The organism is Rhodococcus sp. MTM3W5.2, assembly GCF_001984015.1.
GTDB lineage: Bacteria > Actinomycetota > Actinomycetes > Mycobacteriales > Mycobacteriaceae > Rhodococcus_G > Rhodococcus_G oryzae.
The window spans coordinates 4,580,368-4,593,657 of record NZ_CP019572.1 but is presented as its reverse complement, the minus strand read 5'-3'; the positions used below and the strand labels follow the sequence as shown (position 1 = coordinate 4,593,657).

Here is a 13,290-nt window from a genome sequence, read left to right as displayed (position 1 = left end):
GACTAGAACAATGGCAATCTTCCTGACCAAGGACTCCAAGGTCATCGTCCAGGGCATCACCGGCGGCGAGGGCACCAAGCACACCGCCCTGATGCTCAAGGCGGGCACCCAGGTCGTCGGCGGCGTCAACGCCCGCAAGGCCGGCACCACCGTCTCGCACACCGCCGCCGACGGTTCCGCCGTCGAGCTGCCGGTCTACGCGACCGTCGCCGAGGCCATGGAGAAGACCGGCGCGGACGTCTCCATCGCGTTCGTCCCCCCGGCCTTCTCCAAGGACGCCATCGTCGAGGCCATCGATGCGGAGATCCCGCTCCTCGTGGTCATCACCGAGGGCATCCCGGTGCAGGACTCCGCGTTCGCGTGGGCCTACAACGTCGAGAAGGGCAACAAGACCCGGATCATCGGCCCCAACTGCCCCGGCATCATCACCCCGGGCGAGGCGCTGGTCGGCATCACCCCGGCCAACATCTCCGGCAAGGGCCCGGTCGGCCTGGTGTCCAAGTCCGGCACCCTGACCTACCAGATGATGTTCGAGCTCCGTGAGTACGGCTTCTCGACCGCCATCGGCATCGGCGGCGACCCGGTCATCGGCACCACCCACATCGACGCCATCGAGGCGTTCGAGAAGGACCCCGAGACCAAGATCATCGTGATGATCGGCGAGATCGGCGGCGACGCCGAGGAGCGTGCGGCCGACTACATCAAGGCCAACGTCACCAAGCCGGTCGTCGGCTACGTCGCGGGCTTCACCGCCCCGAGGGCAAGACCATGGGCCACGCAGGCGCCATCGTCTCCGGCTCCTCGGGCACCGCGCAGGCCAAGAAGGACGCCCTCGAGGCGGCAGGCGTCAAGGTCGGCAAGACGCCGTCCGAGACCGCCGCTCTCGCGCGCGAGATCCTGCAGAGCCTGGTCGTCGAGGCCTGAGTGAACTGAGCGGCTGACGCCGCTCCGGTCTCACCGAACGAGGGGCACCTGCCCGCGCCACCGCGCGGGAAGGTGCCCCTCGTTCTTTTTGTCCGACGGGCGGGCGCCGCGGGCTCAGGGTTCACACAGAGAAATACGCTAGCGTTCATTGAGGAATTGACCAGTCGCACAATGCAGACCCTCCCTAGGAGATGTCATGACTTTCACGCCTGCAGGGTCCGGTTACGGTCCGGGCGAGCCGCCGTCCGGGGGACTCGGGTCGAAGGGCCTGCCCTACCTGCTCACCCTCGGCGTCCTGGGGCTCGCCATCATCAACTTCCTGCTCGGGTTCGCCCCGTTCGCGAAGGTGACCACCTTCGGTGACGAGACCCTGACGCAGAGCTCCTTCGAGGCCGGCTACCCGATCCTGGCGCTGGCCTTCCTGCTCTTCGGTGGGCTGCTGGCCGGGCTGTCGCTGCTGCCCGAGCAGCCGTACAAGGGAGCGGCCGCGGCCGCGTCGGTGGTGGGATTCCTCATCGCGTTGTTCTTCATGTTCAGCCTGTCCGAGGGCGTCTCGCTGGCCGTCGGCGGCGTCACCGGCCTGATCCTGGCGTTCGTCCAGGCCGCAGTCGCGGTGGCCGTGCTGCTGTTCTCGCTTGGCATGCTCAAGGTGCCCGCCCCGAAGCCTGCCGGTTACGCGCCCCAGGGTTACCCGCAGGGCTACGGCCAGCCGCCGCAGGGGTACGGCCAGCAGCAGGCGCCCGGCCAGCCGTACGGCCAGGCGCCCCAGGGCTACGGCCAGCCGCAGGCACCCGGTCAGACCCAGCCGCAGGCCCAGCCCGGCTACGGACAGCCGCAGCCCGGCTACGGACAGCCGCAGACCGGTTACGGCCAGCCGCAGCCGTATCCCGGTGGCTACGGTCAGCAGGGCTACGCGCAGCCCACGAACCCGTACGCCCCGCCCGCGCCGCAGCAGGGCTACGGCCAGGCGCCGCAGGGCTACGGCCAGCCGCAGCAGTCCGGCCCACAGGATGCCGCCACCGGCGGCGCGCCGCAGTCGCCCGAGACCCCGGCACCCGCCGCGGACGACGGCACCGCCGCTCCCACCCAGGCCTTCGGATCGGCCCCGAAGCGGGACGCGGACTAGCGACGCCCACGCTCGACGCCCCCCGGTGAGCCGGGGGGCGTCGTCGTTTCCTGACCTGTCGGCGCGCCTGGCAGATCGCCCCGAACACAGATGCCACCCTCGAGGAGATGAGTTCCTTGCGCAGCAGCGACACCCTCCGCAGTCCGAGCAGACGGCGGACACCGGCGGCACCGAGGCCGACGCCGAACCCCGAGCAGATCCGCACCCTGCTCGCGGTGGCGTTGCGGCCCGCTCTGGTCGCGCTGGCGCTGATCGCCGCCTGCATCCTCGTGACGCTGGTCGCGGCGAACAGTGATCTCACCGGCACCAGTGGCGCCGTCGCGGCGAGCTGGCTGGCCGTGCACCAGGTGCAGCTCACCATCGGCGGCGCCTCGCTCGGCGTGCTGCCGTTGGTCCCGACGATCCTGATGATCTGGTCGGTCGCGCGCGGTTGCGCGCACGCCGTCACCGAGCAGACCCCGCGACACGAACAACTCTGGGTGCTCGGCGCCGCGCTCGCCGGTCCGTTGCTGGTCACCGCGCTGGCATTGGCCGTGATCAAGGATGCGTCGTCGGTGATCGCACTGGCCCCGCCCAACGCGCTGGCCGCCTTCGGCTGGGTGCTGGGCGTGCACCTGATCGGCGCGGGCATCGGGATGGGCAGCAAGCTGTGGCGCCCGATCTGCGCCCGGCTCGGCGTACCGGAGTGGGTGCGCGCGTCCGCAAGGCCCGCGCTGAGGGTCGGGTTGGCGCTGCTGGCGTCCGGTGCGGCCCTGACCGCGGTGGCGCTGATCTCGTCGTGGGCCGAGGTGGGTGAGCTGCTCGAGGCGGGTGACGGCTTCGGCGGCGCGCTCGGCCTCACCCTGCTCTCGATCCTGTACCTGCCGAACCTCGCGGTCGGCAGCGCGGCGATGCTGGTCGGGTCGACGGCGCACCTCGGCGACGCGTCGCTGAGCGTGTTCACCGTCGTCGGCGGGCCGCTGCCGGCGCTGCCCCTGCTCGGGGCGGTGCCCGCCGGGCCGAGCGGTGGCGGCTGGCCCGCCCTGTTGCTGATCCCCGCGGCCCTCGGCATCCAGCTCGGACGGGACTGCGCGCACCGCGCGGGCGGTCCGGCGGTGGCGGTGCGCAAGGTGCTGGTCGCGGCCGCCGCGGCGGCCCTGGCGCTGGGCCTGCTCGGTTTCGCCGCGGGCGGGGAGCTCGGTTCCTTCGGGACGGTCGGGGTGGACCTCGCGACGTTCACCGGGCTGTCCTTCGCCTGGTTCGCGGTGTTCGGCTCGCTGACCGCGCTGGTCGTGGCCAAGCGCGGGGGTGCAGGCCGGGAGCAGTCGAAGCCCGCCGAACAGCCCGATCCGCCGCGGACCTACACGCTTGCCGCCCGAATGCTCGATCGCCCGGTGCCGGAACCGGCGAAGGAGCTGCCGGGTGGCTCGTACATCGAGGGCGAGGTGGTGGTCGAGGCCGAGGTGGTCGACTCCGGCGGCGACCGGGTCGCGGCGGCGAGCGATCAGGGGGTCGAGGCCACCGACGCGGTGGACGCCGAGATCGACGAGGCGGTGGTGGACGCCGAGGTGGCGGAGGTCACGTCCGATCCGGCCGAAGCGGACCTGCCCGACGGCACCCGGACCAGCAGCGACTAGGCTTCTTCCCGGCCGGGGCACACTCCGGTCGCTGGCCCGCACACAGGAGTAGAGCGCTGACTGCCTCGCGTGAGTACTTCCGCCCCGGCTCGACCGAGCCGGTCCGAGTCGTGGTCCTCGCTTCCGGTACCGGGAGCCTGCTGCAGTCGCTGATCGCGGCCGCCGTCGACGACTATCCCGCCCGCATCGTCGCGGTCGGAGTGGACCGCGACTGCGACGCCGCCGGGCACGCTGAGGCCGCAGGCATCCCCGCCTTCCGGGTGGGACTGCGCGACCACGCCGACCGGGCCGCCTGGGACCGGGCGCTGACCAAGGCGACGGACGCGCACCAGCCGGACCTCATCGTCTCGGCCGGGTTCATGAAGATCCTCGGCCCCGAGTTCCTCGACCGCTTCGGCGGCCGCATCATCAATACCCATCCCGCCCTGCTGCCCTCGTTCCCCGGCGCGCACGCGGTGCCCGACGCCCTGGCCTACGGCGTGAAGATCACCGGTTCGACCGTGCACCTGGTCGATGCGGGGGTCGACACCGGACCGATCCTGGCCCAGGAGCCCGTGCCCGTGCTCGAGTCCGACGACGAGTCGAGCCTGCACGAGCGGATCAAAACGGTGGAACGGCGACTGCTGGCGGAGGTTCTCGCCGCCGTCGCCACCCGAGGTGTTATTTCCGATGGACGAAAGGCCGTGATCCCGAAGTGACCGAACGTAAGGCTGTGCGCCGCGCATTGGTGAGCGTCTACGACAAGACCGGCCTCGTGGAACTGGCCACCGGGCTGCACCAGGCCGGGGTCGAGCTGGTCTCCACCGGCTCCACGGCCTCGAAGATCGCCGATGCCGGCATCCCCGTCACCAAGGTCGAGGACCTGACCGGTTTCCCGGAGACCCTCGACGGTCGCGTCAAGACCCTGCACCCGCGCGTGCACGCAGGCATCCTCGCCGACACGCGCAAGGACGAGCACCTCGATCAGCTCGTCGAGCTGGGCGTCGAGGCGTTCCAGCTGGTGGTCGTGAACCTGTACCCGTTCACCGCCACGGTCGCGTCCGGCGCCACCCCGGACGAGTGCGTCGAGCAGATCGACATCGGCGGTCCGTCGATGGTGCGCGCCGCCGCCAAGAACCATCCGTCGGTCGCGGTCGTCGTGGACCCGGGCAAGTACGAGGACGTGCTCGCCGCGATCTCGGCGGGCGGGTTCACCATGGCCGAGCGCACTGCCCTTGCCGCGCAGGCCTTCCAGCACACCGCGTCCTACGACGTCGCGGTCGCCAGCTGGATGACCTCGACCCTTGTCGAGTCCGACTCGCAGTTCCCCGAGTGGGCAGGCGCGAGCTGGAACCGCACCGCGGTCCTGCGTTACGGCGAGAACCCGCACCAGGCCGCGGCGCTGTACGAGGACCCGGCTGCCCCCGCGGGCCTCGCGCAGGCGAAGCAGTTGCACGGCAAGGAGATGTCGTACAACAACTACACCGACGGTGACGCCGCTTGGCGCGCCGCCTTCGACCACGCCGAGCCCGCGGTCGCGATCATCAAGCACGCCAACCCCTGCGGCATCGCCGTCGGTGCCGACATCGCCGAGGCGCACCGCAAGGCGCACGCCTGCGATCCGGTCAGCGCGTTCGGTGGCGTCATCGCGGCGAACCGCGAGGTGACCGTCGAGATGGCCGAGCAGGTCGCCGAGATCTTCACCGAGGTCGTGATCGCGCCCTCCTACGCCCCCGGTGCCGTCGAGGTGCTGGCCCGCAAGAAGAACGTGCGGGTGCTCGAGGCCGCGGTCCCGAACGCGACCGGCGTGGAGCTGCGCCCCATCTCCGGCGGCGCGCTGCTGCAGGAGCGGGACGTGCTCGACGCCGAGGGCGACGACTCGGCCAACTGGACCCTGGTCACCGGTGACGCGGCCGACGCCGCGACCCTGAAGGATCTCGAATTCGCTTGGCGCGCATGCCGTGCCGTGAAGTCGAACGCGATCCTGCTCGCCCACGACGGCGCCTCGGTCGGCGTCGGCATGGGTCAGGTCAACCGCGTCGACTCGGCGCACCTGGCCGTGCAGCGCGCAGGGGACCGGGTCGCCGGTTCGGTGGGCGCCTCCGACGCGTTCTTCCCGTTCCCGGACGGCTTCCAGGTGCTCGCGACCGCGGGCGTCAAGGCGGTCGTGCAGCCGGGCGGTTCGGTTCGCGACAACGAGGTGATCGAGGCCGCCCGCGAGGCAGGCGTCACGATGTACCTGACCGGGGCGCGTCACTTCGCGCACTGAGGTTCTTCTCGCGCACTGAGGTTCTGACGAAAGGTGCACGCTCGCTTCCCGCCGAGTGTGCACCTTTCGTCGTTCCTACCCGGGCGATGCCCCGGTCAGTGCACACTCGACGCCGTCGTCAGGCGGCCGACCCGGAGATCACGATCCGGGCCGCGCCGCGGTCGAGCAGCTCGCGGGCCAGGTCGGTCGCGGCCGCGCGCTGAGCGGCGTCGGTGTGGGACAGGTCGAGGGTGACCGCGTGGCCGGTGAGGTCGGCGGGCAGGGAGGTCAACGGCGGCGCCGTGGACAGTTGGCTGATACGAAGCTTCATGTGGATTCCTTGCTGTTGAAAATGCTGGGGGTAGTAAAAGAAACGGCACCCGGGCGTGTGCCCTGGGTGCCGAGAACGGATCCGCTACGTCAGGATCGTTCTCGGGATACGCGCTTGGCCGACATGTGGCAATGCCACGCGGGTACGGCGCTGAGGTGCGCGTAGTGCGTCATTGTGGCCGTCCCTTCGGTCTAGGCGTCGTTGGTTAGGCGAGAACGCTACAGCACGCCGAGCGCGAGCGCATCTCGGATTTCGCGACGGCTCTCGGCGGTCAGTCGCGGTGAGGGGCAGACGAGTGCACCGTGAAGCGTGTCGTCCATGAATCGCGCGGGGAAAAGCGCGGACTGGATAGGGTGCGGCCATGGATGTGAGATGGGCGCGTGTCTGGTTTGCTGCCACGGCAGTGTGCGTAGTTGTGGGTGTGATCATTCAGGTGGTGCTGGATTGGCAGAACAACATGCCCCTCGTCGCCGAGACCGGCGAGTCGTTCCAGAAGTTCGGCGGTAGCCCACTCGGGCGGGCCCTGAATGTCTTCGCGTTCTTCACGATCCAGTCGAACCTGATCGTGGGTGCGACGAGTCTGCTCCTTGCCATCAACCCGAACCGGTCCTCGACCGTGTTCTCGGTGTTCAGGCTGACCGGTCTGGTCGCGATCACGGTCACCGGCATCGTCACCTACGTCGCACTGGATGGCCTGCTCGTGTTCGACACCTGGGCACTGACTGCCGACAAGCTGCTGCACGTCGCGGTCCCGATCATGGCGGTCGTGGGGTGGTTGGCGTTCGGGCCGCGTGGGCTCACCTCACCGCGAGTCGTCAAGCTGGCGGTCCTGTTCCCCTCGCATACATGCTTTTCACCGCGATCCGTGGCCCGCTCTCCTCGGACTGGTACCCGTACCCGTTTGCGGACGTGCACGAGCTCGGCTACCTGCGAGTGCTCATCAACGGTCTCGTGATCGGGCTGCTGTTCGTCGCCCTCGCCGCCGCCGCCGCCTGGCTGGACAAACGCCTGCCCGCCAAGCAAGGGGCGGCTCCCACCCACACCGAGCCCGCCCTCTAGGAACGCTGCCGGCCCACGCGGACTACAGCCCAGCGAGCCAGTTCCGGAACCCGGTGCCGAATTCCGCTGAGTAGGGCAGGTCCTCGATGTAGTCGGCGCCGGTCGAGTCCCGCTCGCCGATCTCCTTGAGCACGTGGTTGGCCGTGGTCATCCGCACCGACGTCAACGCGGCGGCGGACAGGGCCGCGTCCAGCGCGTCCACGTCGGCGACCGCGACCTGGGTGTCCCGCGCGGAGCAGCTGGTGAGCACCGGCAGTCCCGCGGGCAGTGTGCCTGCCAGTACGCGCGGGTCGAGCGCGTCCTCCTCGGCGAGCGCCTTGGCGTTGACCGGTACGAACCCGGCCATCCGCAGCGGCTCGGGCAGGTCGTCGGGGAGGGTGCCGTCCGCGCGCAACGACTCGACGGCCTCGGTCAGCGCCGTGCGCAGCTCGTCGGCCAGTTCGAGCGGGAGCGCCCCGGCGCCGAGGGCGCCTTCCACCTGAGCGTTGATCTGTCGGGTCAGCAGGTCCAGCAGCCGGACCGCGAGCGGCTCGAGCAGACCCAGGCCGACGAGGGCAGGGGCGTCGTCGGCGACGGCCAGCGCCAGACCGACGAGCGCGCCCTCGCTGTGCCCGATCACCAGCAGCCGGTCCGGGTCGATATCTGGTTGCGCCGCAAGGTAATCCAGCCCGTCGGCGGCCGCCTCGATGAAGGTGGAGAAGCCGAGCCCCGCGACGTCCTCGACCTCGTACGGACCCAGTCCGGTTTCCCCGCTGCCGAGCTTGTCGTAGCGCAGGCTCGCGAAGCCGGCGTCCGCCAGCGTGTCGGCGAGGAAGCGGAGGGTGCCGATGGACCCGGGCATCAGGGCGCTGTCCCCGTTGCGGTCGGTCGGCCCGCTGCCGGCGAGGAGCAGGGCCGCGGGCACCGGTCCCGACACGCCGTCGGGGAGCCGCAGGCTGCCGTGCAGGGTGACGTCGCCGCTGGCAAAGGTGATCTCGGTGTCGGCCATGGCCCACTGTCTACCAGAGCGTGGGGCCGGGGAACGAGCCCGTCGGCGCCGCCCCGCGAGCTACCATCCGCTCATCGCGCACCGCGCCTGCGGCGGCGGGATGGTCTCGTGGAGAAGGGCGGCGGCTGGGTGCGCGACGGGGACAACGCCTCACACATCCTGACCGCGGTGGCACGGCCGCTCTCAGGGCGACTGCCCGCGATCGCCGAGGGGCTGGCCGATCAGATCCTCGCCGAGGACGGCGCCTACGCCGGGCTGGTCGCCCCCGCGGAGCTGCGGGACACGATCCTGCACAACCTGGGCCAGGCCATGACCTCGATGCTGGACCGCTCCGAGGATCGCCCCGTCGACCTCTCCGCCGCCGCATGGACCGGCCGGACCCGGGCCGAGCAGGGCCTGCCGCTGTCCTCGCTGCAGGACGCGTACCGGCGCGGCTGCCGGCTGCTCTGGCAGGCCATGATCGAGACGGTGGCCGAGGAGTACCCGGCCTCGCTGCCCGACCTGCTGCCGTGCGTCGGCGACCTGTGGGACATCGTCGACCTCCTCGTCGGCGCGGTCGCCGATGCCTACCAGGAGGCGGAATCCGAGCGCCTGGCGCGGGACGGCGAGCGGCGGAACGCCGTGCTCGACGTCCTGCTCGGCGGGCCGGGAGCCGACTTCCCCGTCGGCGGGGGAGCGGGCCTCGTCGCGGAGGCGTCGGCGTTTCTCGGCCTGGCCGAGCGCGGCCGCTACGCGGTGGCCGTGGTGCGGTCGGTCGGGCGGGGTGCCGGTCTGCCCCGGGACAGGGGCTACTCGGCGACAGGGGGCTTCCACATCCTGTGGCGGATCCGCGCAGATCACGAGGTGGGGCTGATCTCACTCGGGTCGGACGAGGTGGCCGAGCCCGCCCGGCTGCTGGAGGAACAGGGCGTGGCCGCCGGGATCAGCCCGGTGGTGGGTTCGCTGGCCGAGCTGGCCAGGGCCCGTTGGCTCGCCGAGATCGCGTTGCAGACCTGCGCCCCCGACACCGACGAGGTGGTGGTGCTCGATCGGCGACTGCCGGTCGCACTGGTCGCCGCCCAGCCGGACCTCGCGGAGCGACTCCGAACGGTGGTGCTGGGCCCGGTGCTCCGGTTGCCGCCGGTCGAACGCGACCTGCTGCTCGACACCGTCACCGCCTGGCTCGACGCGGGCGGCTCGGCGGCGGGCGCGGCCACGATGCTGTTCTGCCACCGCAACACCGTCCTGAACCGGTTGCGGCGGATCGAGGACCTCACCGCCCGATCCATCACCGACCCGCGCGCGATGATCGAGCTGGCCCTGGCCGTCGAGGCCGCCCGCCGATAGCCGATCTGGGCAGCCGAGCCAGTGCAGGGGGCGCCCCATTGTGCTCGGGCACAAGGCAGGCGCGGAGATCGGATTTTCGCCCGCACGCGGCGGGAGCGCGGCATAGCTTTCACGCCAGGAACTCCCCGTCACCGGCCCGGAGACATGCTGTGCCGGTGCGCAACCCGCCCTCGGGCGACAATCGAAAGGGAAGGTGTTCGCGCATGCGTACTCGCACTTCCATCCTCCGTGCCTGGCTGGCCGCCGCCGTCACGGCCGCGCTCACCGCGGTGACACTGACGGCCGTCGCCGCGCCCGCGCAGGCCGAGGGCATCCCGAGCGTCGGGCGGAACTGGTCCGCGCCTGGTCCCTACGCGCCGGAGGTCAGCATCGGTGCGGTGCACACGCTGTACTACCCGCAGAACATGGGGGCGCGCGGGAGAAGCACCCCGTGGTCATCTGGGGCAACGGCACCGGGGTGCTCCCCGGCGCGTACACCCTCCTGCTGCGGCACTACGCCAGCCACGGCTTCATCGTGGTCGCCGCCAACACCCCGCGAGCAACTTCGCGATCACCATGCGCAGCGGCATCGACCTCATCGAGAACCTCAACGCCGACCCCGCCAGCGTCTTCCACGGCAAGGTGGACCTGGACCGGGTCGGATCCGCGGGACACTCCCAGGGGGATCGGGCGCGATCAACGCCGCCGTCGACCCCGGGTGGACACCGTCGTCGCGATCCAGCCGGGACCGCTCAACGACGTCGATCTGATCGACGAGCCCGTGCTGTTCCTCGCCGGGCAGTTCGACGCGATCGTGTGGCCGATCCTGGTGAAGGGGATGTACAACGACGCCGACCACGTCCCGGCCGAGTACGCGGAACTGCGCGGCGCCACCCACTTCGGCACCGGCATCTCGGGCGGTGACATGCGCGCACCGTCCACGGCCTGGCTCCGGTACTGGCTGATGGACGACGCGAACGCCCGCGCCGAGTTCTTCGGTCCGAATTGCGGCTTCTGCTCGGACAGCCGCCAGTTCTCCGATTTCAAGCGGAACGGGTTGGCAGGCCAGATCCCGGGCTGAGCCGACGGGTGTCGGGTGCTGTGAACGGCGGGCGTGGAGCCCTAAGTCCGCAGCGCCCGCACCCGGCGCGCGCCCTTCCATGCGAACCACAGCATCAGTCCCAGCACCAGCGGGATGAGCAGCGGAAGCAGGAAGGCCACCAGCACCATGCCGAACGAGACGCCGTCCTCGATCACCGACAGCGCCGGGTTCGCGAGACCGCCGGTGGTCGCGGTGCTCACGGCGCGGGTTCCGGTCTGCGCCGCGCTGAACGCGAGCGCGGTGGGTGCGCCGACGATGATGCCCGCGATCACGGCCGTCGACGGGTCGAGGTCGGTGAACACCGCGCCCGCCGCGATGGCCGCCGCGATCGGCCTCGAGATGGTGCCGAACATTCCGAGTGCGTTGTCCACCAACGGAATCAGATCGGCGAGCAGCTCGGCTGCGGTGGCGGCAGCAAGGGCGACCAACGCGCCGGTCGATCCGACCCATGCGAAGCTCTCGCCGAGGGAGATGCCGAACAGCTCGAAGTGCGCGGCCGCGCTGAGCATCAACAGCGGCAGGAAGGTGCGCAGGCCGGTGGCGGCGGCAAGTCCGAGTCCGAGCAGGGCGGGCAGCAGCCAGGTCTCCATGGGCAGAGTCTAGGAGTCGACGGTGTCGGCCCGTCGCATTCCGGACCGTCCCGTCACGGGCTGGGGGTGGCCTCCGTCGGGGTCGGTGGCAGTGGTGCGACCCGGGGATCGCCGGCGTCCGCGAAGTAGTCGCCCCTGATGGTGGAGTCCACCCCCTCCGGGGCCTTGACCGCCCGCATGACCAGCGTGAGCACCGCGGCGACGATGATGTTGACCACGAACGCCGTCAACGCGATGTAGCCCATCTGCGCGATACCGGGGATCGAGGCGAGCGATCCGGCGAAATGCGCCGCGGTGGCGGACGAGACGTTGTACGCCGCGATCGTGCCGTACACCATGCCGACCGCCCATCCCGCGAGCAGCGCCCACCGATGGAACCAGCGGGTGTAGAGCCCGAACACGATGGCGGGGAACGTCTGCAGGATCCAGATGCCGCCCAGCAGCTGGAAGTTGATGGCGTTCTGCTTGTCGAGGGTCAGCACGAAGATCAGCGCGACGAACTTGACGAACAGCGAGGTCAGCTTGCTGACCTTGGCCTCCTGCGCGGGCGTCGCGCCGGGCCTGAACCATTCGCGGTACACGTTGCGGGTGAACAGGTTCGCCGCCGCGATGGACATGATCGCCGCGGGCACCAGCGCGCCGATCGCGATCGCCGAGAACGCGACCCCGGCGAACCAGGCGGGGAAGGCGTCCTCGAACAGCTGCGGGACCACCAGCTGCGCATTGGGTTTGCCATCCAGTCCGATCGGCTTGGTGCCCGCGGCGATCGCCACCCAGCCGAGCAGGGCGAGCAGACCGAGCAGGAACGTGTAGGCGGGCAGGATCGCGGCGTTGCGCCGAATGGTGTTGCGGGACTTTGACGACAGGGTGGCAGTGATCGAGTGCGGGTACATGAACAGCGCCAGCGCCGAGCCGAGCGCCAATGTCGCGTAGGCCCAGTACTGCTGGCTGTTCGGGATGAACGTCCCTGTCGGCTTGCCGGTGGCGGGGTTCGGGGTGGTCATCTTCTGCTCGGCGGCGTCGAAGATGTGGCCCCAGCCGCCGTAGCGGGACGGCAGGTAGATCACCGCAACGATGATGACCAGGTAGATCAGCGTGTCCTTGACGAACGCGATGATCGCGGGCGCGCGCAGGCCCGACGAGTAGGTGTAGGCGGCCAGCACCGCGAACGCGATGAGCAGCGGCAGGTCCCTGGCGATCACGTTGTCCGCGCCGCCGATGCCGATGACCTCGAGCACGGCCTGGATGCCCACCAGCTGCAGCGCGATGTACGGCATGGTCGCGAGGATGCCGGTCAGCGCCATCGCCAGCGAGAGCCAGCGGGAGCCGTACCGGCCGCCGACGAAGTCCGCGGTGGTGATGTACCCGTGCCGGTGGCTCACCGACCACAGTCGCGACATGAAGACGAAGATGATCGGGTACACCACGATCGCGTACGGGATCGCGAAGAAGCCGCTCACCGAGCCGAGCGCGAACATCGCGGCAGGCACTGCGATGAAGGTGTACGCGGTGTAGATGTCGCCGCCGATCAGGAACCACGTCACCCAGGTGCCGAAGCTGCGGCCGCCGAGCCCCCACTCGTCGAGGGTCTGCAGGTTCGACGCCCGGCGCCAGCGCGAGGCCAGGAATCCCATCACCGTGACGAGCGAGAACAGAGCGATCAGGACGGCCAGAGCCACGCCGTTGACGCCGGTGTCGCTCGCGGCCAGCGTGGTCACCGGTCGGACCCGCCGTCGGTGACCTTGGGCGCGGGCCCCTCGGTCATCGGCCGGTGCGGGCGGGCCTTCAACACGATCTTGTAGGCCGACCAGGTGGCGCCTGCGCAGAGGAAGACCCAGAGGAACTGGTACCAGAAGAAGAAGGGCACGCCGCCCAGTTCGGGGCCACTGCGCGCGTAGCTCGAGACCCACAGGATGGCGACGATCGGCAGCAGCAGCAGGACCACGGCGAGGGCCAGCAGGCGCTTGTTCGCAGGTGGGGTGGTGTTGTGATCGTGCTCCGCAGTCATGATGGGCGCTCCGC

At 70.4% G+C, this 13,290-nt stretch carries 11 protein-coding genes and 2 pseudogenes; 8 read left to right on the top strand and 5 right to left on the bottom strand.

Features of this window, described 5'->3' with window-relative positions:
- Nucleotides 1–10: 10 nt before the first annotated feature.
- The 5 genes and pseudogenes from sucD to purH all read left to right on the top strand — a co-directional run bounded on the left by sucD (nucleotide 11) and on the right by purH (nucleotide 5,914).
- A pseudogene (sucD, locus tag BTZ20_RS20805) lies at nucleotides 11–924 on the top strand (succinate--CoA ligase subunit alpha).
- A 196-nt stretch (nucleotides 925–1,120) separates the two neighbouring features.
- The gene (locus tag BTZ20_RS20800) at nucleotides 1,121–2,050 is read left to right on the top strand and encodes a DUF5336 domain-containing protein (RefSeq protein ID WP_077042661.1); all 930 of its coding nucleotides are present in this window, start codon (nucleotides 1,121–1,123) and stop codon (nucleotides 2,048–2,050) included.
- 107 nt (nucleotides 2,051–2,157) lie between these two features.
- Complete coding sequence (locus tag BTZ20_RS20795; protein WP_223263445.1) at nucleotides 2,158–3,666, top strand: DUF6350 family protein; 1,509 nt, start codon at nucleotides 2,158–2,160, stop codon at nucleotides 3,664–3,666.
- A gap of 56 nt (nucleotides 3,667–3,722) precedes the next feature.
- Nucleotides 3,723–4,364, top strand: a complete 642-nt coding sequence (gene purN, locus BTZ20_RS20790; protein WP_077042660.1) for a phosphoribosylglycinamide formyltransferase — start codon at nucleotides 3,723–3,725, stop codon at nucleotides 4,362–4,364.
- Nucleotides 4,361–5,914, top strand: coding sequence for a bifunctional phosphoribosylaminoimidazolecarboxamide formyltransferase/IMP cyclohydrolase (purH, locus tag BTZ20_RS20785; RefSeq protein ID WP_077042659.1), 1,554 nt, complete (start codon nucleotides 4,361–4,363; stop codon nucleotides 5,912–5,914). Before purN ends, purH begins: the two co-directional genes overlap by 4 nt.
- Before the next feature lie 118 nt (nucleotides 5,915–6,032).
- Here the strand turns inward: purH and BTZ20_RS20780 are convergent, their stop codons facing one another.
- Complete coding sequence (locus BTZ20_RS20780) at nucleotides 6,033–6,224, bottom strand: hypothetical protein (RefSeq protein WP_027500842.1); 192 nt, start codon at nucleotides 6,222–6,224, stop codon at nucleotides 6,033–6,035.
- A 361-nt stretch (nucleotides 6,225–6,585) separates the two neighbouring features.
- Between BTZ20_RS20780 and BTZ20_RS20775 the strand changes: the two are divergent.
- Nucleotides 6,586–7,283, top strand: a pseudogene (locus BTZ20_RS20775) (Pr6Pr family membrane protein).
- 22 nt (nucleotides 7,284–7,305) lie between these two features.
- Here BTZ20_RS20775 and BTZ20_RS20770 read toward each other — a convergent pair.
- Nucleotides 7,306–8,271 carry an alpha/beta hydrolase family protein gene (locus BTZ20_RS20770; protein ID WP_077042658.1) on the bottom strand — a complete coding sequence of 322 codons (966 nt, stop codon included), beginning with the start codon at nucleotides 8,269–8,271 and terminating at the stop codon, nucleotides 7,306–7,308.
- A 108-nt stretch (nucleotides 8,272–8,379) separates the two neighbouring features.
- On the opposite strand from BTZ20_RS20770, the gene BTZ20_RS20765 reads away from it, so the two are divergent.
- Entirely contained in the window at nucleotides 8,380–9,597 is a 1,218-nt protein-coding gene (locus BTZ20_RS20765) for a helix-turn-helix domain-containing protein (RefSeq protein WP_083742772.1), read from the top strand.
- 430 nt (nucleotides 9,598–10,027) lie between these two features.
- The gene (locus tag BTZ20_RS20760; RefSeq protein ID WP_262982502.1) at nucleotides 10,028–10,657 is read left to right on the top strand and encodes an acetylxylan esterase; all 630 of its coding nucleotides are present in this window, start codon (nucleotides 10,028–10,030) and stop codon (nucleotides 10,655–10,657) included.
- Nucleotides 10,658–10,698: 41 nt separating this feature from the next.
- Here BTZ20_RS20760 and BTZ20_RS20755 read toward each other — a convergent pair whose 3' ends face one another.
- The 3 genes from BTZ20_RS20755 to BTZ20_RS20745 are packed head-to-tail and all read right to left on the bottom strand — an operon-like array spanning nucleotide 10,699 to nucleotide 13,276.
- Complete coding sequence (locus BTZ20_RS20755; protein ID WP_077042657.1) at nucleotides 10,699–11,268, bottom strand: DUF4126 domain-containing protein; 570 nt, start codon at nucleotides 11,266–11,268, stop codon at nucleotides 10,699–10,701.
- Nucleotides 11,269–11,321: 53 nt separating this feature from the next.
- Nucleotides 11,322–12,986 carry a monocarboxylate uptake permease MctP gene (gene mctP / locus BTZ20_RS20750; RefSeq protein ID WP_077042656.1) on the bottom strand — a complete coding sequence of 555 codons (1,665 nt, stop codon included), beginning with the start codon at nucleotides 12,984–12,986 and terminating at the stop codon, nucleotides 11,322–11,324.
- Nucleotides 12,983–13,276 carry a DUF3311 domain-containing protein gene (locus tag BTZ20_RS20745; protein WP_083742771.1) on the bottom strand — a complete coding sequence of 98 codons (294 nt, stop codon included), beginning with the start codon at nucleotides 13,274–13,276 and terminating at the stop codon, nucleotides 12,983–12,985. The genes mctP and BTZ20_RS20745 overlap by 4 nt, the downstream gene beginning before the upstream one ends.
- Nucleotides 13,277–13,290: the final 14 nt, after the last annotated feature.

What these genes read in the sequence shown, in the direction of transcription:
- BTZ20_RS20780 (WP_027500842.1), bottom strand. Translation starts at nt 6,224, where the DNA reads ATGAAGCTTCGTATCAGCCAACTGTCCACGGCGCCGCCGTTGACCTCC.
- BTZ20_RS20755 (WP_077042657.1), bottom strand. Translation starts at nt 11,268, where the DNA reads ATGGAGACCTGGCTGCTGCCCGCCCTGCTCGGACTCGGACTTGCCGCC.
- BTZ20_RS20795 (WP_223263445.1), top strand. Translation starts at nt 2,158, where the DNA reads ATGAGTTCCTTGCGCAGCAGCGACACCCTCCGCAGTCCGAGCAGACGG.
- BTZ20_RS20745 (WP_083742771.1), bottom strand. Translation starts at nt 13,276, where the DNA reads ATGACTGCGGAGCACGATCACAACACCACCCCACCTGCGAACAAGCGC.
- BTZ20_RS20800 (WP_077042661.1), top strand. Translation starts at nt 1,121, where the DNA reads ATGACTTTCACGCCTGCAGGGTCCGGTTACGGTCCGGGCGAGCCGCCG.
- BTZ20_RS20770 (WP_077042658.1), bottom strand. Translation starts at nt 8,271, where the DNA reads ATGGCCGACACCGAGATCACCTTTGCCAGCGGCGACGTCACCCTGCAC.